Source organism: Pseudomonas sp. LBUM1672, from assembly GCF_059695655.1.
Genome location: NZ_CP166781.1, coordinates 432,862 through 457,483, shown reverse-complemented (window position 1 = coordinate 457,483; position 24,622 = coordinate 432,862). Strand labels below are relative to the sequence as shown.

At 58.8% G+C, this 24,622-nt stretch carries 26 protein-coding genes; 19 read left to right on the top strand and 7 right to left on the bottom strand.

Features of this window, described 5'->3' with window-relative positions:
• Positions 1-101 precede the first annotated feature (101 nt).
• From ACA053_RS02110 to queC, 14 genes are all read left to right on the top strand, one after another.
• Entirely contained in the window at positions 102-836 is a 735-nt protein-coding gene (locus ACA053_RS02110) for a glycosyltransferase family 2 protein (protein WP_109627624.1), read from the top strand.
• Positions 833-1,780: a lysophospholipid acyltransferase family protein gene (locus ACA053_RS02105; RefSeq protein ID WP_497394435.1), complete on the top strand. Its 948-nt coding sequence runs from the start codon at positions 833-835 to the stop codon at positions 1,778-1,780. Before ACA053_RS02110 ends, ACA053_RS02105 begins: the two co-directional genes overlap by 4 nt.
• Complete coding sequence (locus ACA053_RS02100; RefSeq protein ID WP_497394434.1) at positions 1,761-3,305, top strand: HAL/PAL/TAL family ammonia-lyase; 1,545 nt, start codon at positions 1,761-1,763, stop codon at positions 3,303-3,305. Before ACA053_RS02105 ends, ACA053_RS02100 begins: the two co-directional genes overlap by 20 nt.
• Entirely contained in the window at positions 3,298-3,723 is a 426-nt protein-coding gene (locus tag ACA053_RS02095) for an acyl-CoA thioesterase (protein WP_109627619.1), read from the top strand. Before ACA053_RS02100 ends, ACA053_RS02095 begins: the two co-directional genes overlap by 8 nt.
• Positions 3,720-4,460: an outer membrane lipoprotein carrier protein LolA gene (locus ACA053_RS02090; protein ID WP_497394433.1), complete on the top strand. Its 741-nt coding sequence runs from the start codon at positions 3,720-3,722 to the stop codon at positions 4,458-4,460. Before ACA053_RS02095 ends, ACA053_RS02090 begins: the two co-directional genes overlap by 4 nt.
• Positions 4,444-6,783 (top strand): MMPL family transporter, encoded by a 2,340-nt coding sequence (locus ACA053_RS02085; RefSeq protein WP_497394432.1) that lies wholly within the window; start codon positions 4,444-4,446, stop codon positions 6,781-6,783. The genes ACA053_RS02090 and ACA053_RS02085 overlap by 17 nt, the downstream gene beginning before the upstream one ends.
• On the top strand, positions 6,780-7,940 hold the full coding sequence (locus ACA053_RS02080) for a sodium:proton antiporter (protein WP_497315090.1): 1,161 nt from the start codon (positions 6,780-6,782) through the stop codon (positions 7,938-7,940). The genes ACA053_RS02085 and ACA053_RS02080 overlap by 4 nt, the downstream gene beginning before the upstream one ends.
• Positions 7,927-9,174 (top strand): NAD(P)/FAD-dependent oxidoreductase, encoded by a 1,248-nt coding sequence (locus ACA053_RS02075; protein ID WP_497315088.1) that lies wholly within the window; start codon positions 7,927-7,929, stop codon positions 9,172-9,174. Before ACA053_RS02080 ends, ACA053_RS02075 begins: the two co-directional genes overlap by 14 nt.
• Positions 9,171-9,653 carry a hypothetical protein gene (locus tag ACA053_RS02070; protein WP_497315086.1) on the top strand — a complete coding sequence of 161 codons (483 nt, stop codon included), beginning with the start codon at positions 9,171-9,173 and terminating at the stop codon, positions 9,651-9,653. Before ACA053_RS02075 ends, ACA053_RS02070 begins: the two co-directional genes overlap by 4 nt.
• Positions 9,650-10,846 carry a beta-ketoacyl-[acyl-carrier-protein] synthase family protein gene (locus ACA053_RS02065; protein WP_497394431.1) on the top strand — a complete coding sequence of 399 codons (1,197 nt, stop codon included), beginning with the start codon at positions 9,650-9,652 and terminating at the stop codon, positions 10,844-10,846. Before ACA053_RS02070 ends, ACA053_RS02065 begins: the two co-directional genes overlap by 4 nt.
• The gene (locus ACA053_RS02060) at positions 10,843-11,301 is read left to right on the top strand and encodes a hotdog family protein (protein WP_109627606.1); all 459 of its coding nucleotides are present in this window, start codon (positions 10,843-10,845) and stop codon (positions 11,299-11,301) included. Before ACA053_RS02065 ends, ACA053_RS02060 begins: the two co-directional genes overlap by 4 nt.
• Positions 11,301-12,029 (top strand): 3-oxoacyl-ACP reductase FabG, encoded by a 729-nt coding sequence (gene fabG / locus ACA053_RS02055; protein ID WP_497394430.1) that lies wholly within the window; start codon positions 11,301-11,303, stop codon positions 12,027-12,029. Before ACA053_RS02060 ends, fabG begins: the two co-directional genes overlap by 1 nt.
• Complete coding sequence (locus tag ACA053_RS02050) at positions 12,029-13,255, top strand: beta-ketoacyl-ACP synthase (RefSeq protein WP_109627602.1); 1,227 nt, start codon at positions 12,029-12,031, stop codon at positions 13,253-13,255. The genes fabG and ACA053_RS02050 overlap by 1 nt, the downstream gene beginning before the upstream one ends.
• A 127-nt stretch (positions 13,256-13,382) precedes the next feature.
• Positions 13,383-14,081: a 7-cyano-7-deazaguanine synthase QueC gene (gene queC, locus ACA053_RS02045; protein WP_497394429.1), complete on the top strand. Its 699-nt coding sequence runs from the start codon at positions 13,383-13,385 to the stop codon at positions 14,079-14,081.
• A gap of 33 nt (positions 14,082-14,114) precedes the next feature.
• Here queC and ACA053_RS02040 read toward each other — a convergent pair whose 3' ends face one another.
• The gene (locus ACA053_RS02040; protein ID WP_497394428.1) at positions 14,115-14,987 is read right to left on the bottom strand and encodes a queuosine precursor transporter; all 873 of its coding nucleotides are present in this window, start codon (positions 14,985-14,987) and stop codon (positions 14,115-14,117) included.
• The gene (locus tag ACA053_RS02035) at positions 14,980-15,576 is read right to left on the bottom strand and encodes a helix-turn-helix domain-containing protein (RefSeq protein ID WP_109635928.1); all 597 of its coding nucleotides are present in this window, start codon (positions 15,574-15,576) and stop codon (positions 14,980-14,982) included. Before ACA053_RS02035 ends, ACA053_RS02040 begins: the two co-directional genes overlap by 8 nt.
• A 433-nt stretch (positions 15,577-16,009) precedes the next feature.
• Here ACA053_RS02035 and ACA053_RS02030 point away from each other — a divergent pair, with 433 nt between their 5' ends.
• The 3 genes from ACA053_RS02030 (at position 16,010) to ACA053_RS02020 (ending at position 17,278) form a co-directional block, all read left to right on the top strand.
• Positions 16,010-16,381 (top strand): DUF6124 family protein, encoded by a 372-nt coding sequence (locus ACA053_RS02030; protein WP_109627597.1) that lies wholly within the window; start codon positions 16,010-16,012, stop codon positions 16,379-16,381.
• Between the two features lie 33 nt (positions 16,382-16,414).
• On the top strand, positions 16,415-16,669 hold the full coding sequence (locus tag ACA053_RS02025; RefSeq protein WP_497394427.1) for a hypothetical protein: 255 nt from the start codon (positions 16,415-16,417) through the stop codon (positions 16,667-16,669).
• 162 nt (positions 16,670-16,831) lie between these two features.
• Entirely contained in the window at positions 16,832-17,278 is a 447-nt protein-coding gene (locus ACA053_RS02020; protein ID WP_109627594.1) for an excinuclease, read from the top strand.
• Positions 17,279-17,396: 118 nt separating this feature from the next.
• Here ACA053_RS02020 and ACA053_RS02015 read toward each other — a convergent pair whose 3' ends face one another.
• Entirely contained in the window at positions 17,397-17,597 is a 201-nt protein-coding gene (locus ACA053_RS02015) for a helix-turn-helix domain-containing protein (RefSeq protein WP_109627592.1), read from the bottom strand.
• A 515-nt stretch (positions 17,598-18,112) separates the two neighbouring features.
• Between ACA053_RS02015 and ACA053_RS02010 the strand changes: the two genes are divergently transcribed.
• Positions 18,113-18,799 (top strand): hypothetical protein, encoded by a 687-nt coding sequence (locus ACA053_RS02010; protein ID WP_497394426.1) that lies wholly within the window; start codon positions 18,113-18,115, stop codon positions 18,797-18,799.
• Between the two features lie 84 nt (positions 18,800-18,883).
• Here ACA053_RS02010 and ACA053_RS02005 read toward each other — a convergent pair whose 3' ends face one another.
• Together ACA053_RS02005 and ACA053_RS02000 are read right to left on the bottom strand one after the other, a co-directional pair.
• On the bottom strand, positions 18,884-19,327 hold the full coding sequence (locus tag ACA053_RS02005) for a DUF2846 domain-containing protein (RefSeq protein WP_109627589.1): 444 nt from the start codon (positions 19,325-19,327) through the stop codon (positions 18,884-18,886).
• A 92-nt stretch (positions 19,328-19,419) separates the two neighbouring features.
• Entirely contained in the window at positions 19,420-20,313 is an 894-nt protein-coding gene (locus tag ACA053_RS02000; RefSeq protein WP_497394425.1) for a LysR family transcriptional regulator, read from the bottom strand.
• A 166-nt stretch (positions 20,314-20,479) separates the two neighbouring features.
• Here ACA053_RS02000 and ACA053_RS01995 point away from each other — a divergent pair, with 166 nt between their 5' ends.
• Complete coding sequence (locus ACA053_RS01995) at positions 20,480-21,706, top strand: MFS transporter (RefSeq protein WP_497318163.1); 1,227 nt, start codon at positions 20,480-20,482, stop codon at positions 21,704-21,706.
• Between the two features lie 173 nt (positions 21,707-21,879).
• Here ACA053_RS01995 and hemE read toward each other — a convergent pair whose 3' ends face one another.
• Entirely contained in the window at positions 21,880-22,947 is a 1,068-nt protein-coding gene (gene hemE / locus ACA053_RS01990; RefSeq protein WP_109627584.1) for a uroporphyrinogen decarboxylase, read from the bottom strand.
• Positions 22,948-23,198: 251 nt separating this feature from the next.
• The gene (locus ACA053_RS01985; RefSeq protein WP_109627581.1) at positions 23,199-24,617 is read right to left on the bottom strand and encodes an FAD-dependent oxidoreductase; all 1,419 of its coding nucleotides are present in this window, start codon (positions 24,615-24,617) and stop codon (positions 23,199-23,201) included.
• Between the last annotated feature and the right edge of the window lie 5 nt (positions 24,618-24,622).

Genomic DNA, 24,622 nt, shown 5'->3' with positions numbered 1-24,622 from the left:
AGCAGACCCAAAACCATCCGGCGTAGATTTCATGGCGAGCGCTTCGCACTCGGGCGGGAGCAAGCTCCCTCGCCACAGTGGTTCAGGGGAGGTTTCGAAACATGCATAACCCCTGCGCAATCATCCCGGTCTACAACCACGAAACCGCGATCACCACGGTCGTCGACGCGCTGATCGCCAGTGGCCTGCCGTGCATTCTGGTGGACGATGCCAGCGATCAGCCCTGCGCCAGGGTGCTCGACCAACTGGCCCAGCGTGAAATGGTCAACCTGATCCGCCTCGCCGCCAACCAAGGCAAGGGCGGTGCGGTCATGACCGGGCTGCGCGAAGCTTCGCGCCTGGGTTTCAGCCATGCTTTGCAGGTGGACGCCGACGGCCAGCACGACCTGCACGATGTCGCGACCTTCATTGCACAATCACGCGCGCACCCCAACGCAGTGATCTGCGGCTATCCGCAATACGACGCCAGCGTGCCGAAAGGCCGCTTGTACGCCCGTTACCTGACCCACGTGATGGTCTGGATCAACACGCTGTCATTGCAGATCCGCGACTCGATGTGCGGTTTCCGCGTCTACCCCTTGCCTCCGACCCTGGCGCTGATCGACTCGGCGAAGATCGGCAAGCGCATGGACTTCGACTCGGACATCCTCGTGCGCCTGGCCTGGCGCAATCAGCCGATGCAGTGGCTGCCGACCAAGGTCCATTACCCGCTGGACGGTGTCTCGCATTTCCGGATGTTCCACGACAATGTGCTGATTTCGAGCATGCACACCCGGCTGTTCTTCGGCATGTTGCTGCGGGCACCGGTGATCCTCTGGCGACGGTGGCGAGCATGAGCATCAACACAGACAAAGAACACTGGGCCGACCGTCAGGAGCGTGGCAGTTTCTGGCTGATGAAACTCACCGCGTTCGGCGCCAAAGTGCTGGGCCGACGGCTGTTGAGTCCGCTGCTGTACGGCATCGTGTTGTACTTTTTCCTGTTCGGTCGCAGCGCCCGCCGCAGCGCTTGGCAATACCAGCAACGCCTCGCGGACTGGAGCGCGCGCCCGCACTTGCGTCCGACCCACTGGCGAGTGTTCAGCCAGTTCATGGCCTTCGCCGACTCGATGCTCGACAAGCTTGACGTGTGGAACGGCAAGTTGAGCATCGATCACATCGAAATCGTCGACCCGGCTCTGCTGCGCAGTCAGCTGCGTGGCACGCGCGGGCAGATGCTGGTGGGCGCGCATTTGGGCAATCTCGAAGTCTGTCGCGCACTGGCGGAAATCGGTGAGAAAGTCACCATGAACGTGCTGGTGCACACCAAGCACGCCGAGCAGTTCAACCGTTTGCTCGGCGAAGCCGGCGCGACCAATCTGCGGCTGATTCAGGTCAGTGAGCTGGACCCGGTGATCATGCTGCAACTGCATGAACGCCTGGAGCGCGGCGAGTGGCTGGCGATCGCCGGCGACCGCGTCCCGCTGCACGGCGGGCGCAGCGTGACCGTGGACTTCCTCGGTCATCAGGCCGCGTTTCCGCAAGGGCCGTGGCTGCTGGCCGGCTTGCTGAAATGCCCGATCCATCTGCTGATGTGCCTGAAGAAACCGACGGGCCAATATCGAGTAACCCTCGAACCGTTTGCCGAGGCCGTGGTGTGGAAACGCAGTGACCGCGAGCATGTCATTCATCAGTGGGCTTCCCGCTACGCTGAACGCCTGGGTCACTATTGCCTCGAAGCGCCCCGACAATGGTTCAACTTTTACCCATTCTGGAAGACCGATGACGACGCCAACGCTTGAGCCGGTAACCTTCGGCGAACTCCCTTTGCGCATCGAAGACGTGCTGGCCGCGGCCAACCGTCAGGTGCCGACGCAGTTGCAGGATGATCCTGCGTACCGCGAGCGCATCGCCAAGGGCGCGCGATTCCTCGACTCCCTGCTGGACAAGGAAGGCGTGATCTATGGCGTGACCACCGGTTACGGCGACTCCTGCGTGGTCGCGGTGCCGCTGCATCACGTCGAGGCGTTGCCCCGTCATCTGTATACCTTCCACGGTTGCGGCCTGGGCAAACTGCTCGACGCGCAAGCCACGCGCGCTGTGCTGGCGGCGCGTTTGCAGTCGCTGTGCCACGGCGTGTCCGGGGTGCGCGTGGAACTGCTGGAGCGCCTTCAGGCGTTCCTCGAACATGACATCCTGCCGCTGATCCCCGAAGAAGGCTCGGTGGGCGCCAGCGGTGATCTGACGCCGCTGTCCTACGTCGCTGCAACCTTGTCCGGCGAGCGCGAAGTGATGTTCCGTGGCGAACGCCGCCAAGCCGGCGACGTGCATCGTGAACTCGGCTGGACGCCGCTGGTGCTGCGCCCGAAAGAAGCGCTGGCATTGATGAACGGCACCGCCGTGATGACCGGCCTCGCCTGCCTGGCCTATGCCCGCGCCGATTACCTGCTGCAACTGGCCACGCGCATCACCGCGCTGAATGTGGTCGCGCTGCAAGGCAATCCCGAGCATTTCGACGAGCGCCTGTTCGCCGCCAAACCGCATCCGGGGCAGATGCAAGTTGCCGCGTGGCTGCGCAAGGACCTGGCGATCGACGCGCCGACCGCGCCGCTGCATCGTCTGCAAGACCGTTACTCCCTGCGTTGCGCGCCGCATGTCCTCGGCGTGCTTGCCGACAGCCTGAACTGGCTGCGTTCGTTCATCGAGATCGAGCTCAACAGCGCCAACGACAACCCGATCATTGATGCCGAAGCCGAACGCGTACTGCACGGCGGGCACTTCTATGGCGGCCACATTGCGTTCGCCATGGACAGCCTGAAAAACCTGGTGGCCAACGTTGCCGATCTGCTGGACCGGCAACTCGCGCTGCTGGTGGACGAGCGTTACAACCATGGCCTGCCGAGCAACCTGTCCGGTGCCACGGCTGACCGCGCGATGCTCAATCACGGCTTCAAGGCCGTGCAGATCGGCACCAGCGCCTGGACCGCCGAAGCGTTGAAAAACACCATGCCGGCCAGCGTCTTCTCGCGCTCCACCGAGTGCCACAACCAGGACAAGGTCAGCATGGGCACCATCGCCGCCCGCGACGCGATCCGTGTGCTGGAGCTGACCGAACAGGTCGCCGCCGCCACCTTGCTCGCGGCCAACCAGGGCGTGTGGCTGCGCAGCAAGGCCGAGGATGCGCGCCCGTTGCCGCCAGCCTTGGCCGCGATGCACGAAGAGCTGGCCAAGGACTTCCCGCCGGTCATCGAAGACCGCGCGCTGGAAGGCGAATTGCGCCTGTGCCTGAAACGTATCGCCGAGCAACACTGGAGGCTGCATGCGTAGCAAGGGAGTGCTTCACACCGATACGGAAATCCTCGTGCCGTTCTTTGACGTCGACACCATGAACGTGGTCTGGCACGGCCACTACGTCAAATACCTGGAAATCGCCCGTTGTGCGCTGCTGGACAAGATCGGCCACAACTACACCGCCATGGTTGAGTCGGGTTACGCCTGGCCGGTGATCGACCTGCAACTGCGCTATGTGCGTGGCGCCGTGTTCGGCCAGAAGCTGAATGTGCGGGCCAATCTGGTGGAGTGGGAGAACCGTCTGAAAATCAACTATCTGATCAGCGATCTGCAAACCGGTGAACGCCTGACCCGCGCCAGTTCCGTACAGGTCGCTGTCGACATGAGCAGCCGCGAAATGCAGTTGGCCTCGCCGAAGATCTTCACCGATGCCGTTGAAAGGATGCTGGCATGAACCTGCTGAAAAACCTCTGTAGCAGCTGCCGAGCCCGCGAGGCTGCGTTCGGCGGCGAAGCCGTCGCAAAACCTGTACATGCGGTACAGCAGAAAAACCGCAGGGCGACTGCTGCGCAGCCGAACGCAGGCTTCGCCAGCTGCTACAGGATTGTGGTGGCGCTGGTATTAGCGCTGGGTTTTTCTTCGCTGGCGCAGGCGTTTGATTTGCAACAACTGAGCGATCAACTGGCCAAACCCGACGTGATCCACGGCAATTTCATCCAGGAAAAACACCTGCGTGCATTGCCCAAGCCGCTGACCAGCAAGGGCACTTTTGTCCTCGCAAAAAACCACGGCTTGCTCTGGCTGCTGAAAACGCCGCTGCAACAGGATTACCGCATCACCGGCAAAGGCATTGCCCGACGTGACGCCAACGGTTGGCAGACGCTGCCGAGCAAGAGCGCCGGCGCCGAGCAGAACCGCTTGTTCCTCGCCGTGTTGCAAGGTGACAGCAGCGGCTTGCAACGGGACTTCGAACTGTCCCTGAGCGGCGACGCGCAGAGCTGGAAACTGACGCTGATCCCGCGCTCATTGCTGCTCAAGCAGGTGTTCAACCAGATCAACATCACCGGCAGCGAATTGGTGCACAGCATCGAACTGTTGGAAACCCAGGGCGACAGCACGCTTTTGCGCATGCAAGACAGCACCAGCACACAACCGTTGAGCGACGCGGAGCAGCATGACTTTGCCGAGTGAACGCAAGCTTCCGTGGCTGTTTCTGACCCTGCTGCTGGCGGTGCTCGCGCTCGCCGGTTGGCAATGGCGTGACGGTGCACCACTGTCGGCCAACCTGATGGAACTGGTGCCGGGCACCGCGCCGGACGCGCTGGAATTGCGCGCCGAACAACGCATGCAAGAACCGCTGAACCGCGAAATGCTGGTGCTGGTCGGCCATAGAGATCGCCCGCAAGCCATCGCCATGGCGCAGAAACTGGGCGAGCGGTGGCAGGCCAGCGGTTTGTTCGAGAAGGTCCAGTGGAACCTGCAAGCCGACTTGCCGGCACTGCGCACGCAACTGCTGCAAGGCCGACTGGCGATGCTCTCGGCGATGGACCGCCAGCAACTGATCGACCATCCCGACGCCTTTATCCATCAGCGCGTGCAAGCGCTGTTCGACCCGTTCACCGGTTTCAGCCTGGTACCGAGCCAGGAGGACTGGCTGGGCCTGACCGGGCGCATCCAGAACAGCCAGCCGCAACACGGCGCCGTGCAACTGGACATCGGCAGCGGAGCGCTCGTGGCCGATGCCGACGGCAAGAGTTGGGTATTGCTGCGGGCAAAAACCACGGGCAACGCCTTCGACATGAGCCTGCCGCTGCAAGTGGCGGACTTGCTCAAACATAGCCGCGGAGAAGCCGCCCAGGCCGACGTGCAACTGCTCGCTGCCAGCGGTTTGCTGTATGCGGCCAACGGTCAGCGACAAGCCACCCGCGAGATGACGTGGGTCGGTGGCGGCGCCACCGTCGGCATTCTGTTGCTGCTGTTACTGGCCTTCCGGCGCTGGCGTGTCTTGCTCGCTTTCGTTCCGGTGCTGGTGGGCATGCTGTTTGGTGCGGTGGCGTGCGTGGCGCTGTTCGGTCACATGCATGTGATGACGTTGGTGCTGGGTTCGAGCCTGATCGGCGTGGCCGTCGATTACCCGCTGCATTACCTGTCGAAAAGCTGGAGCCTGAAACCCTGGAATAGTTGGCCAGCGTTACGCCTGACCCTGCCGGGCCTGACGCTGAGCCTGATCACCAGCTGCATCGGCTACCTGGCCCTGGCCTGGACGCCGTTCCCGGCCCTGACCCAGATTGCCGTGTTCTCCGCCGCCGGCCTGCTCGGCGCCTACCTGTCAGCGGTGTGCCTGCTGCCAGCGCTGCTCAAGGGCGTGAACCTGCGGCCGGCGCGTTGGCCGTTGCGTGTCTGCGAGTGTTTGCTGAACCTGCGTGAAGCGCTGCTCAAGCACATTAGTACGCCGGTGTTATTGGCGCTGCTGATTGCTTTCTGCGCCGGCGGTTTGTTGCAGCTCGAGAGCAAAAACGATATCCGCCAATGGATCGGCGCGCCCCAGCAATTGACTGACGAAGCCCAGGCCATTGCGCGCATCACTGGCTTTCAACCGACCAGCCAGTTCTTCCTGGTGCGCGCGGGCAATCAGCAGGAATTGCTCGAGCGTCAAACCGCGCTGAGCGAGCGGCTGGACCAGTTGGTCAACCTGGAAAAACTCCAGGGCTACCTGTCGCTGAATCAACTGGTCAGCCAGCCGAGCGATCAGCGCAAAGTGCGCGACGCATTGAGCAAGTTGCCGCAGTTCTGGCAGCCCTTGCTCGACCTCGGCGTGCCGGCAGAAGCACTGCAGGCCGAGCTTGCAACGTTGCAGGCGCTGCCCGTCGAAGACATCGACGCATCGCTGGTCGGGCCGCTGGCGGAACCGTATCGCACTCTGTGGCTGGGGCCGACCGATGACGGCGTGGCGGCGATGGTCAGCCTGCAAGGTCTGAATAACCCTTCGCTGTTGCGCATTCAGGCTCTGGACTTGCCGGGCGTCGAACTGGTCGACCGCCTCGGTGAATTGAATAGCGTTTTCGCCGCGACACAGATCAGCGCAGCAGAACTGAAACTCGCCTCCTGCGTGTTGATCGTGCTGGTGCTGATCCTGCCCTTCGGCTTCGGAGGTGCGTTGCGCATTGTCTCGCTGCCATTACTGGCTGCGTTGTGCAGCTTGGCCAGCCTCGGCTGGATGGGTCAACCGCTGACCCTGTTCAGCCTGTTCGGCCTGTTGCTGGTGACGGCGATCAGCGTCGATTACGCGATCCTCATGCGCGAACAGGTCGGCGGCGCTGCTGTGAGCCTGCTGGGCACCTTGCTGGCGGCGGTGACCACGTGGCTGTCGTTCGGTTTGCTGGCGGTGTCCAGCACGCCGGCGGTGAGCAACTTCGGTCTGTCGGTGAGCCTCGGCCTGGCCTTCAGTTTCATCCTGGCACCGTGGGCCGGACGCCAAGTGCATGCCGCCACTGTCGTCGAGCCAGCAGCATGATGATCGTCCTGTTTTGGCTGATGGCCCTGGCAATGTTTGCCGTCGCCACCCGCGTGGGTCGGCACTTCGGTCTGATCCCGATCGTCAGCCAATTGCTGTTGGCGACTTTCGGCCTGCCGCTGCTGATGTACTTCTGGATCGAGCCGGGCTGGCAACTCAGCGGCGCCGAGCTGATCTCGCCGGTGTGGCTGAAGAACCTCTACAGCCTCGGATTCGCCTTGTTGCTGGGCAACATCCTCAGCGACGTGATCGACCTGCGGCTGGATCGCCAGAGCCTGAAAATAGCCCTGCCGAGTTTTTGCATTCCGTTTGCCTGCGGGCTTGTCACTTCGGTGTGGCTGCTGCCGCCACAACCGTGGATCAGTTCGCTGGCGGTCGGCCTGGTGTTCGCCATCACCGCCATTCCGGTGTTGTTTTTGTACCTGCGACACATCAACTACCCGCCCGCTGCGACCCGTCGCCTGGTGCAAACCGCGATCCTCATCGACCTGACGTGCTGGACGCTGTTCGGCTTTGCCCAAGGCAGCCTGCACCTGAGCAGTCTGCTGCTGCCGCTGGTCGGCGCTTGCCTGCCGTTGCTCCTGCGTTTGCTGGGTTTGCGCCAACCGTTGCTGCACAGCGGCTGCTTCTTCGCGCTGCTGGTGGTCGCCGAACACTTCAAGCTCAATGCCCTGATTTTCGGCATCGGTTATCTGCTGTGCATGGCCGCACTGAAAGTGCCGCTGGGGTTGCCGTTGCCGGCGATCTGGATGATCCGTTTGCAAACCTGGATCGCCATCCCGCTGATCCTCACGTTCGGCATCGTGCAGATCAATGTCCACGCCGCCATGGCCAGCCTCGGCTGGGTGCAGCTGGCGGCGCTGCTGCTGTTGCCGATTGCCAGCAAACTCCTGGGCAACTGGCTCGGCCTCGGCTGGGCCGGTGCTTCGTTTGAAGGCGCCAGTCGCTGGCGCGAAAGCCTGCTGCTGAATATTCGCGGGTTGAGCGAGATCGTCTTTCTCAACCTGCTGCTGCAACAACAACTCATCACCCCGGCGCTGTATTTCGCGCTGATGGTGATGGGCCTGATCGCTACACTGCTGCCGGCACTCGCCGGCATGCATCAAACCCCTTTGAATCTCGCCGCCCCGGCAAGGAGCCCCCGTGCCAACAGTTGAAATGGAACGTCGCCAGGTTGTTGTCATTGGCGCGGGTCCTTCGGGCGCCATTGCCGCCGCGCTGCTCAAGCGCAAAGGCCACGACGTGCTGATGATCGAACGCCAGCACTTCCCACGGTTTTCCATCGGTGAAAGCCTGTTGTCGCACTGCCTGGATTTCGTCGAAGAAGCCGGCATGCTCGAGGCCGTGAACGCCGCCGGGTTCCAGATGAAAAACGGCGCCGCGTTCGCCTGGGGCGAGCACTACAGCGCCTTTGATTTCGGCGACACCTTCAGCAACGGCAAGCCGACGACTTTCCAGGTGCAACGCGCCGATTTCGACAAACTGCTGGCCGATCAGGCCGCGTTGCAAGGCGTCGACGTTCGTTATGGAGAAGCCATCGTCAGCGCCGATTTCGACTTGCCGAAACCACAGCTTGATGTGCTGCGCGAGGATGGCAGCCAGTACCGCGTCGAAGCGGATTTTGTGCTCGATGCCAGCGGCTACGGTCGCGTGCTGCCACGCCTGCTGGACCTTGAGGCGCCGTCGAACTTCCCGGTGCGCCAGGCCGTGTTCACCCACATCGAAGACCATATCGACAGCCCGACCTTCGAGCGGGAAAAAATCCTCATCACCACCCATCCGATCCATCGCGACATCTGGTTCTGGACCATCCCGTTCAGCAACGGCCGGTGCTCGGTGGGCGTGGTCGCGGCCGCCGAGCATTTCGAAGGGCGCATGGAAAATCTGGACGATTGCCTGCGTGGCTTTATCGCTGAAACCCCAAGCCTGCAAGGCGTCCTGAAAAACGCGGTGTGGGACACGCCGGCGCGTACCATCGGCGGCTACTCGGCCAACGTCAAAACCTTGCACGGCCCAGGCTTCGCGCTGCTCGGTAACGCCGCAGAATTCCTCGACCCGGTGTTCTCTTCCGGCGTGACCATCGCCATGCGCTCGGCGAGCATGGCCGCCGGCGTTTTGCATCGGCAACTGCAAGGTGAAAGCGTCGACTGGCAGACCGAGTTTGCCGCGCCGCTCAAGCGTGGCGTCGACACCTTCCGCTGCTACGTCGAAGGCTGGTACGCCGGGACCTTCCAGGATGTGATTTACCATCCGGGCAGCTCAGCGGATATCCGCCGTATGATCAGTGCGATCCTCGCCGGTTATGCCTGGGACGAGCGCAATCCGTTCGTCAGCGAACCCAAGCGTCGGCTGCGCGTGTTGTCGGAACTCTGCGCAAGAGATGTCTCATGATTCGTTACCTGCTTCTGGGTTGCCTCCTGCTGCTGAGCGCTTGCGCCAGCCAGGCGCCGCTGCCCGGGCAAACGGAAAAGCTGCCGTTGCCGCAGCAATTGCATATTCAGCGTTTGCTGGATGATCAGCGTCAGGACTGGGTGCTGGTGATTGCCCGCGAAGGCCCTGGCATTCGCTGGTCGATGATGGACTTGCTGGGCATTCCGCAGGCACGCCAGAAACTGATCGATGGCCAGTGGCAAGCCGACGGCCTGCTGCCGCCGAATCCGGAAGCACGGGAATTGTTCGCCGCGTTGCTGTTCGCGCTGACCCCGCAAGGCGAGTTGCAGGGCAACTACCCCGACGCCTGGCAACATGGATCGCAACGTTCCCTGCCCGCGCGTTGGGACGTACATTACTCGCAACCACTGAGATTTGAGTTGAACCTGCCTAAAGGTCCGAAGTACCTGGTCACGCCTCTGAGCGGTGAAATGCCATGACTGCCTACCTGAATGCCCTCGGGGTGATCTGCGCCCTGGGTCGCGACAAACGGGAAGTCGCCCGCAACCTGTTTGCCGGCGATTGCTCCGGCATGCGCAGCGAGTCCGGCTGGGTGCCGGAGCGGTCGTTGCCGGTGGCGGCGGTGCGTGGCGAACTGGCGCCAATTCCACCGGAACTGGCCGAGCAAAGCAGCCGCAACAATCAACTGCTGCTGGAAGCCGCGCTGCAAATTCGCGACGAGATTGATCAAGCGATCCAGACTTACGGCCGTGACCGTATCGGCGTGATTCTGGGCACCAGCACCTCGGGCATCGATGAGGCCAGCCGTGGCCTGGCCCATTACATCCGCGAACATGAATTCCCCGCTGACTACGATTATCAGCAGCAGGAACTCGGCGCGCCGGCCAACTTCCTCGCCGACTGGCTGCAATTGAGCGGTCCGGCGTATGTGATCTCCACCGCTTGCACCTCCAGCGCCCGGGCGTTGATGAGTGCCCAGCGCCTGTTGGACCTGGGCTTGTGCGATGCCGTGCTGTGTGGCGGCGTCGACAGTTTGTGCAAACTGACTCTCAACGGCTTTTCGGCCCTGGAAGCGGTGTCCGAGCAGCGCTGCAACCCGTTTTCGGTTAACCGCAACGGCATCAATATCGGCGAAGCCGCCGTGCTGTTTCTGATGAGCAAAAAGGCCGGCGACAGCCAACCCATTGCCCTGCTCGGCAGCGGCGCCAGTTCCGATGCGCACCACATCTCGGCGCCGGAACCAACCGGCCGTGGCGCGCTGCAAGCGATGAGCAAAGCCCTGAGCCGCGCAAATGTGCAGCCCGAACAAATCGGCTACCTGAACCTGCACGGCACCGCGACCCAACACAACGATGCAATGGAAAGCCTGGCAGTCTCGGCCCTGTTCCCGCAGGGCGTGCCCTGCTCTTCCACCAAGCCGATGACCGGACATACGCTCGGCGCTGCCGGCGCCCTGGAAGCGGCGTTCTGCTGGTTGAGCCTGAGCACGGACAACCGGGAAAACCTCGTGCCGCCCCACGTCTGGGACGGTCAGCCCGACCCAGAGTTGCCGGCCTTGCAATGGGTGACCCCGGCCGATCGCCTGACGTCCATTGCACCTCGCTACCTGATGAGCAATTCCTTTGCTTTCGGTGGCAATAACGTCAGCCTGATTATCGGAGATGCCCCATGATTGACTGGCCGCTCGCCGAACTGCTGCCGCACGCTGGCGACATGATCCTCATCGATCAGATCCTGGCGTTCGATGACGAGCAGATCCACACCCGCCTCACCGTCAAGCCCGATGGCCTGTTCAACCGTCCTGACGGCAGCCTGCCGGCATGGGTCGGCATTGAACTGATGGCCCAGAGTGTCGCGGCCTACGCCGGTTGCCATGCGCGCCAGCGCGGTGATGCGGTGGCGCTGGGCTTCCTGCTCGGCACCCGTAAATTCGAATGCAACGTGGAGCACTTCCCCGCGGGCACCGAGCTGACTATCCACGGCATACGCTCGCTGGAAGACGACAACGGCATGGGCGTGTTCGAATGCCACATCAACGCCCCCGGCATTCACGCCACCGCCCGCCTGAACGTGTTCCGCCCGCCTCAGGCCGCTCAATACCTTCATGAATCCCAAGGAGCCCAGTGATGACTGAGTCCGTACTGGTCACCGGTTCCAGCCGTGGCATCGGCCGCGCTATCGCGTTGCGTCTGGCCCACGCCGGGCATGACATCGTGTTGCATTGCCGCAGCGGCCTGGCCGACGCCATCGCCGTTCAGGGCGAAATCCAGGCGCTGGGACGCCAGGCGCGCGTCCTGCAATTCGACGTCTCCGACCGCGCCAGCTGCAAGGCCATTCTCGAAGCCGACGTTGAAACGCATGGCGCCTATTACGGCGTGGTGCTGAACGCCGGTCTGACGCGCGACGGTGCTTTTCCGGCGCTGAGCGAGGATGATTGGGATGTGGTGATGCGCACCAACCTCGACGGTTTCTATAACGTGCTGCACCCGGTGATGATGCCGATGATCCGGCGTCGTGCTGCCGGGCGAATCGTTTGCATCACCTCGGTTTCCGGGTTGATCGGCAATCGTGGCCAGGTCAACTACAGCGCGTCCAAGGCTGGTTTGATCGGTGCGGCGAAAGCGTTGGCGATCGAACTGGGCAAGCGCAAAATCACCGTCAACTGTGTCGCACCCGGCCTGATCGACACAGCCATGCTCGACGAAAACGTGCCGGTGGAAGAACTGATGAAAATGATTCCCGCACAGCGCATGGGCACCCCGGAAGAGGTGGCCAGCGCGGTGAATTTCCTGATGTCGGCGGAAGCGTCGTACATCACCCGGCAGGTTCTGGCCGTCAACGGAGGCCTGTGCTGATGAAGCGCGTCGTCGTCACCGGCATGGCCGGCATCACTTCCCTGGGCAGCGACTGGGACACCATCGCCGGCCACTTCGCGGCCAACCGCAGCGGCATTCGGCGAATGGACGAATGGGATCGGTTCACCGAACTCAACACGCGCCTGGCCGGCCCCATCGACGACTTCAAGGTCCCGAGCCACTGGACCCGCAAGCAGCTTCGCAGCATGGGCCGGGTCTCGCGCCTGGCCGTCGGCGCGTCGGAGCAGGCGCTGGCTGACGCCGGACTGTTAGGTAACCCGATCATCAAGGACGGGCGCATGGGCGTCGCCTGCGGCTCGTCCACCGGCAGCACCGACGAGATCAAGGCGTTCGGCAACATGCTGCTCAACTCGGTGGCCGAGGGCCTGAACGCCAACTCCTACGTGCGAATGATGCCGCACACGACCGCGGCGAATATCAGCATCTTCTTTGGCCTCACCGGCCGGCTGATCCCGACCTCCAGCGCCTGCACCAGCGGCAGCCAGGGCATCGGCTACGCCTACGAATCGATCAAATTCGGCCGTCTGCCGCTGATGCTTGCCGGTGGCGCCGAAGAACTCTGCCCGACCGAAGCCATGGTCTTCGACGCGCTCTACGCCACCAGCCTGAAAAACGATGCCCCGCAAACCAGCCCGCGCCCCTACGACAAAGACCGCGATGGCCTGGTGATCGGCGAAGGCGGCGGCATGCTGGTGCTCGAAGAGCTCGAACATGCGCTGGCACGCGGCGCGCACATCCATGCCGAACTCGTCGGTTTCGGCAGCAACGCCGATGGCCAGCACACCACGCGTCCAGAGCAGGCCACCATGCGCCGGGCCATGGAACTGGCGCTGGAAGACGCCGGGTTGCAGCCGTCAGACATCGGCTACGTCAACGGTCACGGCACGGCGACAGAACAGGGCGACATTGCCGAAACACTGGCCACCAGCGCCTTGTTCGGCGAACACATGCCGATCAGTTCGCAAAAGAGCTTCCTCGGTCACACCCTCGGCGCCTGCGGTGCGCTGGAGTCCTGGTTCAGCATCGAAATGATGAACCGCGACCTGTACGTCCACACGTTCAACCTCGACGAGGTCGATCCGCACTGCGGCAAGCTCGACTACCTGCGCGGCGAGTTCCGCCAGATGAGCAATGAGTACGTGATGAACAACAATTTTGCGTTTGGTGGCGTCAACACCTCGTTGATTTTCCGTCGCTGGTCGTAAGCAACGAAAGACACAACCGGAAACTGGAGTACACGATTTCGGAAACGTCCCACAGCCAGAATTTGAGCTTCGCGCTAGGGTCAATGCCCCCGTGACACATCGGGGGCATCCCAAGGAAGATCGAACCATGACTAAAAAGGCCGTTATCGTTTTCAGCGGTGGGCAGGACTCCACAACCTGCTTGATCCAGGCGTTGCCGCTTTACGATGAAATTCACTGCATTACCTTTGACTATGGCCAGCGTCACCGCGCAGAAATTGAAGTGGCGCAGCAACTTTCGAAAGAACTCGGAGTGACGATCCATAAGGTGCTGGACACTTCTTTGTTGAATGATCTGGCCATCAGTAGTTTAACGCGCGATAACATTCCTATTCCAAGCGCCAATAATCCCGAAGAAAATATACCTAACACCTTCGTACCGGGTAGAAATATTTTATTTTTAACCTTGGCTTCTATTTATGCATACCAAGTTCGCGCTGAAACTGTAATCACAGGCGTTTGTGAGACGGAAAGCTCTGGTTATCCTGATTGTGGCGATGCGTTTGTAAAATCTCTAAACAGCTCCATTGAGTTAGGCATGGATTATAAAGTACGCATTGATACTCCGCTTATGCGATTAAACAAGGCTGAGACGTGGGCCTTGGCTGAGTATCACGGAAAATTCGAATTGATTCAGCACTATACGCTGACTTGCTATAACGGAATAATAGGCAGTGGATGCGGTGATTGTGACGCGTGTAATCTTCGAGCAAGAGGTATGGTAGCGTTTCTTGAAAACAAATCAGCGGTGATGAATAGTTTGAAAGAAAAACTGAACTCAAAATAGTTTAAAGCGCAGGGGAGAGAGCGTCCCCTGCGTTTATGCAACCTTGGCTTCAGCCACATACCGTTTAAATAAAGACCTTGCTCCATAGGCTGGAAAAACGTTAAAAACAGCGAAGCACATTTTTATGGCGATCTGAATATAAATTATATTAAGTATTTCCGCGCTAGTCATTGTTCCATAAAACGCAATAAAGCAGAAAATAAAGCTGTCGATTATTACTGCAAAAAACGTACTTAAAAACACGCGCAAAAACAGCAACCTCGCACTCGTAAGTTCCTTTATCTTGTTCAGCAAGTATGAGTTCACATATTCAGAAAAAATAAAAGACACAGAGGACGCTACCAACACTGAGGATACATGCGCCATGACTTCACTATATGGTGTATCGAGTTTCCAGCCCGTCAAACCGGGAAGATAGCTGGTAAAACTTAGCAGCACAGTAATTAGCGCGTTACTTGCGAATGCAAACAAAATGGCTTTTCTTGCCAATCTAAGCCCATAAAACTCATTCAACATATCAACTACCAAAAATGTCAACGGATACAGAAAAACTCCTGGGGTCACGATAACGTCGATCGACTCGATACACACAAGCTTTGTCGCTGCAACATTAGTGAAAATATAGAGTGCGAAAAGCAACAAATTGAGCGCCACATAAATCATCCACGACTTTTCATGTCGATCATTTATCTCATAAGCCGTCAGTGCAGCCCCGCCAGAATAAAATTTCCTATACAACGACTTTATCTCTGACCTGCTTAAATCATCCACTATTTCACTTCTTAATAAATCATCAAGCTTTACTTTCGTGATCTTTCCTGTCGAAACAATCATGATAATGGCAAGACCTTTACTATTTTCAAAGCCTAACAATTTATACCGACTGTTCTCCGAAACACTATCCATTGAACCGCTCCTCCATTATCTCCCCGATGACAATAACCGCATCTGAACAACAGCAGGGCTCAATGGTTATGAACAACCGTTTCGTCAACTTATCGTACGCCAGCTTTTCTTTGTTATTACTCACCAACCCCTTCTTGACTATTAACAAGTCTCCCGACTCATTCACACCGATAATTTCATTCTCCAGAAGCACACCGATTAAATTGCAGGCTGTGCCGAAAAAATAAGTCAGAGGATGGGTAGCGACCAACTCGCCAATCCTCTTGCCCAGACTTTGCTCAAGCAAGCTCTCTTTGATGATAGGGACGGCTGCAGGATTCATATTACCTTGCAAAGAAACGCTACTTTCTATGATGTCTCTTTCTTCAAAGTCAACAGTCTCTATCTCCCTATAAGAGACACCGAAAAAATCAGAAATTTTGCGGATGGTGGACTGTTGAACATTGACAACCCGCCCCTCCAAAATGTTGTAGATAGTCGTCCTGGTCAAACCACTGGCATTGCACAGAGACAGCCGCGTTTCTCCGCGACTTTTTATCAAATACTTAATATTACTTTTCAATCTTTCAGTCTTTTCTCGCTTAAACATCAAGATACTTACCATTTGCTTGTAGTTAAAACAGACCATGCATGCTGACTGAATGGCTAAGAAAGTGACTGCCCGCCTTTTTCGCAATCTAAAGAGGCGGCACTGCGCAGACAATATCTCAAACACATCAAACAAACGTCAAACATTGCTTCACACCGATACTGATAGGTAAAAAATCTGACAGCGATAACTTACTTCATTTAACGACACTTCTTACAACAACAAGGGAATTTGCTTGCAATGCAACCTACACCATTACTGACGCTCTTCTTAAACATGAATCATTTAATTACACAGATGTTAATTTATTTGATTAATACATCTGAATTTTCTGGTAATAAATCTACTGGCAGGTCAATTCACGCATTGCCGCCAACCAATCCCCCTGATGGTTTTGGACTGTCACTTCTTTAATCTTGCAAGGAACTTCGATATGAAAAGAACTCCCCCCAACTCTCCACAATCAGCCGACGACGATATTGATTCATCCAAACTATCCGATCTCACTGAACACCGCGTCAGCGCCCGCTTGCGCAAACCCGGGCAACCCGACCCTGTCAGCTATTTCTTCACCCTCCAGCCAGACATCGACACGCCTTCGCTGCTCGCTCATGCCTGTGAAACGCTGGCCTCGCTCAATGTCATGAGCACGGACCTTGCCCGCAATCTCGAAAGCTCCCATCGCAACATTGCGCTGGCAATCCAACAGTTGGCGGTGCTGGCGGAACTGATGATAAATCGGGCACTGGACAACCTGGACCCACCCGGTGGGGCGTCTGAGGTTCCCTCCAATAATGCCCACTGAATCGTCGCGTTTTTTACCGAGTGGAGGTTTGTCATGGATCGATATATGCCTATCACCGGCACCGATAGCACCATCGCATCGCTGCTGATCGACACCGAAGCACCGCTGGACGTGTTGCATGAAACGGCGGCCTACCGGATCCGCACGGCAACTCAACTGCAGGAGAGTCTCGCCTTTAGCGAGGGGGTTTACAGTGAGTTGGCACGCGTATTAGTCACGTCATTGCGCGATGGTTGCGACTTGCTGGATGTCGTCGGACGGCGATTACAGATGCAGCTCTCGGCGTAAAAAAGAAGGTCGACCTCATTGAGGTCGACCTGCGCTGACGCGTTCGGGCAAACTGCGCACCAAACACGTGATGAACAACCATTTCGCTTTTGGCGGCGTCAACGCCTCGTTGATTTTCCGTCGCTGGTCGTAACCGAACTAATCCGGGTCAAGGAGACCTCCATGCACTTCAAGAAACTCGCTGCCGCCACCACCCTGCTGATCTGCGCCCTCCCGGCTGTCAGCCAGGCTCGCGACACTCCCGTGTACCTGCCCTTCGACAAAGCCGTCGCCGAAGCCACCCGCGCCGGCAAAATCGATGGCAGCGTGAAGTTCTACCTGGCCGGCAATACACCGACGGGCAACGTCACCGTCCTCAGCGCGGGGGCCGTGACCAACAAGAAAACCAACGCCTTCAACAAGTCTGACGAAGTGGCCTGCGAATGGGTCGCGCAATCGGCAATCATCAGCCTGTTCCAAGCAGCCAAGGGCGCTGGCGCTAACGCAGTGACCAACATTGTCAGCTTCTACAAGAGCAATGAGCGCAAAGATGCCAAGACCTATGAATGCCACGCCGGAGCGATCATGGCCGGTGTTGCGCTGAAAGGGGATTTGGCGAAGGTTCAGTAACACCAGACACAACAAAGGGCGCCTTTTCAGGCGCCCTTTTTTTGCAAACAGGCTGGCTTGTCATCGCCTCATACCTGCCTGGCTCTGCGATGGCTGGTTGCCCAGGATCCTCAGAGTCTCACAAGCCCCAGTCGGGAACACCGATGGCATCGTTCAAGAATCTATCCTTGCTGCGAGCACGCGCAATCACACCCAGCGCTTTAGCGATAAATCCCGAATCACTTCCCGCTGTTTCCGTGCAAACGTCTAGATATTCATCCATGTCCTCTTCTGACCTTAGGTAGTCGGCGGAGTCCCAGCGAGTGAATTGTTCGGTCATAGCTTTCATCCCTGCCGGCGTTTCGCGGTAAACCTCGCATCCCGAATCTCGGTTCACAGGCACTGACTTAAACTATCGGCGACCTCCAATGCGCACAAGTCGGTGAGTTCTCACGCAAGCGTGGGCAACGACGCAAGTTCATGTAGTCCCGAGAGCAAGCGCATCTAGATGTGAAAATCGTCGCTATAGGGATGCGGCAGGAGGGAGAGCTCTTTTTCGAGCTACATCATGCTGACTGGATCAGGGATCACACACACTGAAAACAAGTGGCGTGGTGTGCAAGGGAGGTCGCCGGGATATAAAAACCACAGACATCTTGGCAAAGAACTAAATACAGGAAAGTTGAGTACCCAATTTCGGAAACGTCTCACAGCCAGAATTCAAGCGTCGCGCTACGGTCAATGCTCCGGGCAATCACGGCCGATTGTGTGCGTGCTGCGCACTCAGCGGGAGCGAACCCCTTCGACATAGAACACAGCAAAACCCGGAAGATTTCTCTACAAGGAGCAGGATGCATGTTGAAACCCATTATTCCCTTGGTCTTGGCAGCGGCCGTCTGTAGCGCGCAGGCGGATGTTCAAGTCCAGGTATTGCCGATACCCGAGCAATTGAAGAGTCTGAAGCCTGTGGCGGTTGCGGAAAGCAGCTTGGAGGAACGCAAGCGGCTCGACAAAATCAACACGATGATCCGGCGCTTCAATCTGAAAAAGGACGAGAAGTTCATTTACGCAGGTGAAAAAAGCCCTAGCCCATCCCTTAGTCTTTTGGACGTCGTTTATAAGGTTTATCCAGAAGAAGCGCAGTTGATGGTGGTTAAACTCGACATACAAAAGGGGAATGCGCGTGTCTATCCTGTTAGCCCGCAGGATATCCAACCTTATACGAGCTTCGCAGCGAGACCCTACGATGCCAGGGTTGCCAGCGATATCTTGAGTCCCGGTGCATCAGCTACCCGATCCAAAGCCTATTTCAAGGACTGGTATGACACCTATCAGTCGTCTCGGGTCAAACTCGCAAGAAAAATAGTGGCGAGCGATGCGTGCGAGACCGTAACGAATGTCGAGTTCTACAGTTTCAATGGGGATATGTTCACTGCGGCTTGCGGAAACGGCATGGCGTTCAGTCAAACCCCGGCAGAAATTGAAGCGGAACAGCCAATAGATCCCGTTATAAAAAAATGGGTGGTCATAAGGCCGCAGTGATTTCAGGGCGCCACCACCTCTCGAATGCGCGGCTCTCAATGAACGGAACAACCCCCACACTCTGCGCGAGGGCTGTCGACACGCTTACTGAGCTTGAATCAACTTGCTTTCAGTAACGCCTGCGCGGCCTGTCTTGTCGTCGACAACTTGCAGGTTGTTGCGCGCCTTGATGAAGCCCACTTTCACTTCCTGCCAGACAAAGTAGTTCTTGCCGGCTTCTGCGGTGAGTTTCAGTTCAGAATCGTTTTCCGCCGAGGACACGAGGGTCTGTTGACCCGCCGGGACGGCCAACATCAGGTAGGACTTGGCGACGGTCTGGCCTACCGGTTTGCCGTTGAGCGTGACTGGCATTTTCACGCCTGCGCCCATGCTCTCGTTGCGATAAACATAGATGTTGGCTTTGTCCGGGCTTACCTGGAACGTCTTGGCCTGAGCGTCCTGGGTTTCATCAGCCATTTTTACCGAAGCACAACCGCCAGTCAGCGCCATCATGGCCAGAAGAGCGGTAAACGTTAACTGCTTGAACATCGTGTATCTCCATAGTTTGTGATGATTCCAATAGCGGTTATCGGCCGATCAGAAAAAAGACCAAGGGGCGCATCTATAAAAACCTTGAGTCCCTAAGGCGTCAGCTTGCGCGTCAACAACTCCACAAACGCCTTGGCCATCGGCGATTTCTGATCCTTGCGCTGCACCAGCCACACCGCCGACACCGCTTCCGGATCGAGCAACGGCCGATACACCACGCCGTCGATGCGCATCCGCTGATAAGACGCCGGCAGCACCGACACACCCAGCCCCGCCGCCACCAACCCGATAATGGTCATCGCCTCCCCCGCCTCTTGCGCGAAGTGCGGGCTGAAACCGGCATCGCGGGCCAGGCTGAGCAACTGTGCGTACAGACCACTGCCGTAACTGCGTGGGAAAAATACAAACGGTTCGAGGGCCAATGCCGAGAGGAACAACCCTTCTTCACTGCCGTTGACCAGCGGATGCTTGGAGCTGAGTACCGCCACCAGCGGCTCTCGCATCAGCTCCACAACGCTGAGGGAATCCGGCAACCCGAGGGGTCGCATGATGCCGACTTCGATCGACTCATCCACCAGCGCATCGGCCACTTGGGTGCTGCTCATCTCCCGCAGATTCAAATGCACCGCGGGGAAACGCTGGCGAAACGAAAAAATCGCCTGAGGAATGGTCGAGTTGAACGGCGCCGACGAGGTGAAGCCGATCTTCAGTTCGCCCAACTCGCCGAGCTGCGCACGCCGTGCCACATCGGCCGCTTTGTCGACCTGGGCCAGCACCAACCGCGCTTCTTCCAGAAACAGTCGACCGGCCTCGCTGAGCTCGACCCGACGATTGGTTCGCTCAAACAGTCGGGCACCCACCTCTTGTTCCAATGCCTGAATCTGCTGGCTCAGGGGCGGTTGCGAGATGCCCAATGCCTGAGCGGCGCGGCCGAAGTGCAGTTCTTCGGCGACGGCGATGAAGTAGCGCAGGTGACGCAATTCCATGAAAACTCCATTAGGTCGTTAAACCTATCAAACAGGTCGAACAATATATTGGATTGAATCATTAGGCAGCTATATGCTTTTTTCATTGCCTGACCGGCTGCGCCCTCCGAGGTCCGAAGTGAAAACTGCTGTCGCCCCCCTTGCCCATGAAGTCCCGCCCGATGCGGTGGACGATGTTGTCGCCGAATTGAAAGAGATCTACATCGAGAAAGGCACACCGATGTTCATGCGCACGGTGTTGGCGCTGTTCTCCGGCGGCTTCGCGACCTTCGCCCTGCTCTACTGCGTACAGCCGATGATGCCGCTGCTGTCCCACGAGTATTCGATCAACGCGGCGCAAAGCAGCCTGATCCTGTCGGTGGCCACTGGCATGCTAGCCATTGGCTTGTTGATCACCGGCCCGATCTCCGACCGTGTCGGACGCAAACCGGTGATGGTCGCGGCGCTGTTCGCCGCGGCGTTGTGCACCATGGCCAGCGCGATGATGCCGAGCTGGCAAGGCGTGCTGGTGATGCGTGCGTTGATCGGGTTGTCGTTGAGCGGCCTGGCGGCGGTCGCCATGACCTACCTGAGCGAAGAGATCCACCCACAGCACATCGGCCTCGCGATGGGGTTGTACATCGCTGGTAATGCGATTGGCGGAATGAGTGGCCGCTTGATCACCGGCGTATTGATCGACTTTGTCAGCTGGCACACGGCGATGCTGGTGATCGGCGGTCTGGCGCTGATCGCGGCGACGGTGTTCTGGAAAATCCTCCCCGAATCACGCAACTTCCGCGCTCGCTCGCTGCACCCGCGCAGTCTGGTCGATGGCTTCACCATGCATTTTCGCGACGCCGGGTTGCCGTTGCTGTTCCTTGAGGCTTTTGTGCTGATGGGCGCGTTCGTCACGCTGTTCAACTACATCGGTTATCGCTTGCTGGCCGCGCCGTATCACATGGACCAGGTGTTCGTTGGGCTGCTGTCGGTGGTGTACCTGTCTGGCATCTACAGCTCGGCGAAAATCGGTTCGCTGGCTGACCAGCTGGGCCGGCGCAAAGTGCTTTGGGCGACGATTGTGCTGATGCTCGCCGGTCTAGCACTGACGATGTTCACGCCGCTGCCGGTGGTGATTATCGGCATGCTGATCTTCACCTTCGGCTTCTTTGGCGCGCACTCGGTGGCGAGTAGCTGGATCGGGCGTCGGGCGGTCAAGGCCAAGGGACAGGCGTCGTCGTTGTACCTGTTCAGCTATTACGCCGGGTCGAGTATTGCGGGGACGGCGGGCGGAGTGTTCTGGCACCTGGGCGGGTGGAACGGGATCGGGTTGTTTATTGGTGCGCTGCTGGTGATTGCGCTGTTGGTGGCGTTGAAGCTGGCGAAGTTGCCACCATTAGGCGATTTAAAAGCCTGATGCAAATCCCTGTGGGAGCGGGCTTGCCCGCGATGGCGTCATCACATACAACAGATGTGCTGGATCAACTACTGCTATCGCGGGCAAGCCCGCTCCCACATTGACCGTGTACCGATCTGATATCTCACACAAAAACGCCCGGCATATGCCGGGCGTTTTTTATTGGCCGACGATCACTCGTGATATTGCGCCGACAGCTCATGCACCGCGCGCATGAACGCACCCGCATGTTCCGGATCAACTTCCGGGGTGATGCCATGGCCGAGGTTGAACACGTGACCACTGCCCTTGCCATAGCTGGCGAGGATGCGGCCAACTTCGGTGCGAATGGCTTCTGGCTTGGCGTACAGCACGGTCGGGTCCATGTTGCCTTGCAGGGCAACTTTGTTGCCGACACGCTGGCGGGCTTCGCCGATGTCGCAGGTCCAGTCCAGGCCCAAGGCGTCAGCACCGGCATCGGCGATGCTTTCCAGCCACAGGCCGCCGTTCTTGGTGAACAGGATGACCGGTACTTTGCGGCCTTCGTGTTCGCGGATCAGGCCGCTGACGATTTTGCGCATGTAGGCCAGGGAGAATTCCTGGTACGCCGCCGCCGAGAGGTTGCCGCCCCAGGTGTCGAAGATCTGCACCGCTTGCGCGCCAGCCATGATCTGGCCGTTGAGGTAGCTGGTGACCGACTGTGCGAGCTTGTCCAGCAGCAGGTGCATGGCTTGCGGGTTGTCGTAGAGCATGGCCTTGGTCTTGCGGAAGTCTTTCGACGAGCCGCCTTCGACCATGTAGGTGGCCAGGGTCCATGGGCTGCCGGAGAAGCCGATCAGCGGCACGCGGCCATTCAGTTCACGGCGGATGGTGCTGACCGCATCCATGACGTAGCCGAGGTCTTTGTGCGGATCAGGAATCGGCAGGGCTTCGATGTCGGCCAGGGTGCTGACGACTTTCTTGAAGCGTGGACCTTCACCGGTTTCGAAGTACAGGCCCTGGCCCATAGCGTCCGGGATGGTCAGGATGTCGGAGAACAGGATCGCCGCGTCCAGTTGCGGATAGCGGTCGAGCGGCTGCATCGTGACTTCGCAAGCGAACTCCGGGTTCATGCACAGGCTCATGAAGTCACCGGCCTTGGCACGGCTGGCGCGGTATTCCGGCAGGTAGCGACCGGCCTGACGCATCATCCACACGGGGGTGACGTCTACGGGTTGCTTGAGCAGGGCACGAAGGAAACGGTCGTTCTTCAGGGCAGTCATGTCGGCATCCGGAAAAAAAGTGCGGGCATTTTCTCAGAGCGCGACGCAAAAGGCACGGTTGCAGGTCAGCCTTTTGTCTATCGGGTCAATTTGTCGCAATAAACACGCAGATTTCAGCAACACCCGGAAACCAATGTGGGAGCTGGCCTGCCAGCGATGCGGACACCTCGGTGGTCAGTCAGTCCGAGGTGATGCAATCGCTGGCAGGCCAGCTCCCACAGGGTTACTGCATGTCAGGTCTGGATCGGGGGTTAGACGCCCAGGTAATCCAGGATCCCTTCAGCGGCATTACGCCCTTCGAAGATCGCCGTCACCACCAGGTCAGACCCGCGAACCATGTCGCCACCGGCGAAGATTTTCGGGTTGCTGGTCTGGTGCTTGTACTGACCTTGTTCCGGTGCCACGACGCGGCCCTGGCTGTCGGTCTGGATGCTGTGCTGCTCAAACCACGACGCCGGGCTTGGGCGGAAACCGAATGCGATGACCACGGCGTCAGCCGGGATGATCTCTTCGGAGCCCGGGATCGGCTCGGGGCTGCGACGGCCACGGGCGTCAGGCTCGCCGAGACGGGTCTCGACCACTTTCACGCCTTCGACCTTGTCTTCACCCACGATGGCGATCGGCTGGCGGTTGTAGAGGAATTTCACGCCTTCTTCCTTGGCGTTCTTCACCTCTTTACGCGAGCCCGGCATGTTCGCTTCGTCACGACGATAGGCGCAGGTCACCGACTTGGCGCCCTGGCGAATCGAGGTACGGTTGCAGTCCATCGCCGTGTCGCCGCCGCCCAGCACCACGACCTTCTTGCCTTTCATGTCGACGAAATCTTCCGGCGACTTTTCAAAGCCCAGGTTGCGGTTGACGTTGGCGATCAGGAAGTCCAGCGCGTCATGCACGCCCGGCAGGTCCTCACCGGCAAAGCCGCCCTTCATGTAGGTGTAGGTGCCCATGCCCATGAACACGGCATCGTATTCTTCGAGCAGTTGCTCGACGGTCACGTCCTTGCCCACTTCGGTGTTCAGGCGGAATTCGATGCCCATGCCAGTGAAGACTTCGCGGCGATTGCTCAGCACAGTCTTTTCCAGCTTGAACTCGGGGATGCCGAAGGTCAGCAAACCGCCGATTTCCGGGTTCTTGTCGAACACCACCGGGGTCACGCCGCCGCGTACCAGCACGTCGGCACAACCGAGGCCGGCCGGGCCTGCACCGATGATCGCCACACGCTTGCCGGTCGGTATGACCTTGGACATGTCCGGACGCCAGCCCATGGCGAACGCGGTGTCGGTGATGTACTTCTCGACCGAACCGATGGTCACCGCGCCGAAGCCGTCGTTGAGGGTGCAAGCACCCTCGCACAGACGATCCTGCGGGCAAACCCGGCCGCACACTTCCGGCAGGGTGTTGGTCTGGTGCGACAACTCGGCGGCCTGGAGGATGTTGCCCTCGGCCACCAGTTTCAGCCAGTTCGGAATGAAGTTGTGCACCGGGCACTTCCACTCGCAATACGGGTTACCGCAACCCAGGCAGCGGTGGGCCTGATCGGCCGAATGCTGGGGTTTGAAGGGTTCGTAGATCTCCACGAACTCTTTCTTGCGTTGACGCAACAGTTTCTTCTTCGGATCTTTGCGCCCGACGTCGATGAACTGGAAGTCGTTATTCAGACGTTCAGCCATTGTTA

Excerpts from the sequence above, each read along its gene's own strand:
- ACA053_RS02095 (WP_109627619.1), top strand. The coding sequence starts at position 3,298 with ATGCGTAGCAAGGGAGTGCTTCACACCGATACGGAAATCCTCGTGCCG.
- ACA053_RS02040 (WP_497394428.1), bottom strand. The coding sequence starts at position 14,987 with ATGGATAGTGTTTCGGAGAACAGTCGGTATAAATTGTTAGGCTTTGAA.
- fabG (WP_497394430.1), top strand. The coding sequence starts at position 11,301 with ATGACTGAGTCCGTACTGGTCACCGGTTCCAGCCGTGGCATCGGCCGC.
- ACA053_RS02020 (WP_109627594.1), top strand. The coding sequence starts at position 16,832 with ATGCACTTCAAGAAACTCGCTGCCGCCACCACCCTGCTGATCTGCGCC.
- ACA053_RS02100 (WP_497394434.1), top strand. The coding sequence starts at position 1,761 with ATGACGACGCCAACGCTTGAGCCGGTAACCTTCGGCGAACTCCCTTTG.
- ACA053_RS02050 (WP_109627602.1), top strand. The coding sequence starts at position 12,029 with ATGAAGCGCGTCGTCGTCACCGGCATGGCCGGCATCACTTCCCTGGGC.
- ACA053_RS02010 (WP_497394426.1), top strand. The coding sequence starts at position 18,113 with ATGTTGAAACCCATTATTCCCTTGGTCTTGGCAGCGGCCGTCTGTAGC.
- ACA053_RS02090 (WP_497394433.1), top strand. The coding sequence starts at position 3,720 with ATGAACCTGCTGAAAAACCTCTGTAGCAGCTGCCGAGCCCGCGAGGCT.
- ACA053_RS02110 (WP_109627624.1), top strand. The coding sequence starts at position 102 with ATGCATAACCCCTGCGCAATCATCCCGGTCTACAACCACGAAACCGCG.
- ACA053_RS02105 (WP_497394435.1), top strand. The coding sequence starts at position 833 with ATGAGCATCAACACAGACAAAGAACACTGGGCCGACCGTCAGGAGCGT.
- ACA053_RS02005 (WP_109627589.1), bottom strand. The coding sequence starts at position 19,327 with ATGTTCAAGCAGTTAACGTTTACCGCTCTTCTGGCCATGATGGCGCTG.
- ACA053_RS02035 (WP_109635928.1), bottom strand. The coding sequence starts at position 15,576 with ATGTTTAAGCGAGAAAAGACTGAAAGATTGAAAAGTAATATTAAGTAT.
- ACA053_RS02030 (WP_109627597.1), top strand. The coding sequence starts at position 16,010 with ATGAAAAGAACTCCCCCCAACTCTCCACAATCAGCCGACGACGATATT.
- ACA053_RS02085 (WP_497394432.1), top strand. The coding sequence starts at position 4,444 with ATGACTTTGCCGAGTGAACGCAAGCTTCCGTGGCTGTTTCTGACCCTG.
- ACA053_RS02065 (WP_497394431.1), top strand. The coding sequence starts at position 9,650 with ATGACTGCCTACCTGAATGCCCTCGGGGTGATCTGCGCCCTGGGTCGC.
- ACA053_RS02060 (WP_109627606.1), top strand. The coding sequence starts at position 10,843 with ATGATTGACTGGCCGCTCGCCGAACTGCTGCCGCACGCTGGCGACATG.
- ACA053_RS02015 (WP_109627592.1), bottom strand. The coding sequence starts at position 17,597 with ATGACCGAACAATTCACTCGCTGGGACTCCGCCGACTACCTAAGGTCA.
- ACA053_RS02080 (WP_497315090.1), top strand. The coding sequence starts at position 6,780 with ATGATGATCGTCCTGTTTTGGCTGATGGCCCTGGCAATGTTTGCCGTC.
- queC (WP_497394429.1), top strand. The coding sequence starts at position 13,383 with ATGACTAAAAAGGCCGTTATCGTTTTCAGCGGTGGGCAGGACTCCACA.
- ACA053_RS02000 (WP_497394425.1), bottom strand. The coding sequence starts at position 20,313 with ATGGAATTGCGTCACCTGCGCTACTTCATCGCCGTCGCCGAAGAACTG.
- hemE (WP_109627584.1), bottom strand. The coding sequence starts at position 22,947 with ATGACTGCCCTGAAGAACGACCGTTTCCTTCGTGCCCTGCTCAAGCAA.
- ACA053_RS02025 (WP_497394427.1), top strand. The coding sequence starts at position 16,415 with ATGGATCGATATATGCCTATCACCGGCACCGATAGCACCATCGCATCG.
- ACA053_RS01985 (WP_109627581.1), bottom strand. The coding sequence starts at position 24,617 with ATGGCTGAACGTCTGAATAACGACTTCCAGTTCATCGACGTCGGGCGC.
- ACA053_RS02070 (WP_497315086.1), top strand. The coding sequence starts at position 9,171 with ATGATTCGTTACCTGCTTCTGGGTTGCCTCCTGCTGCTGAGCGCTTGC.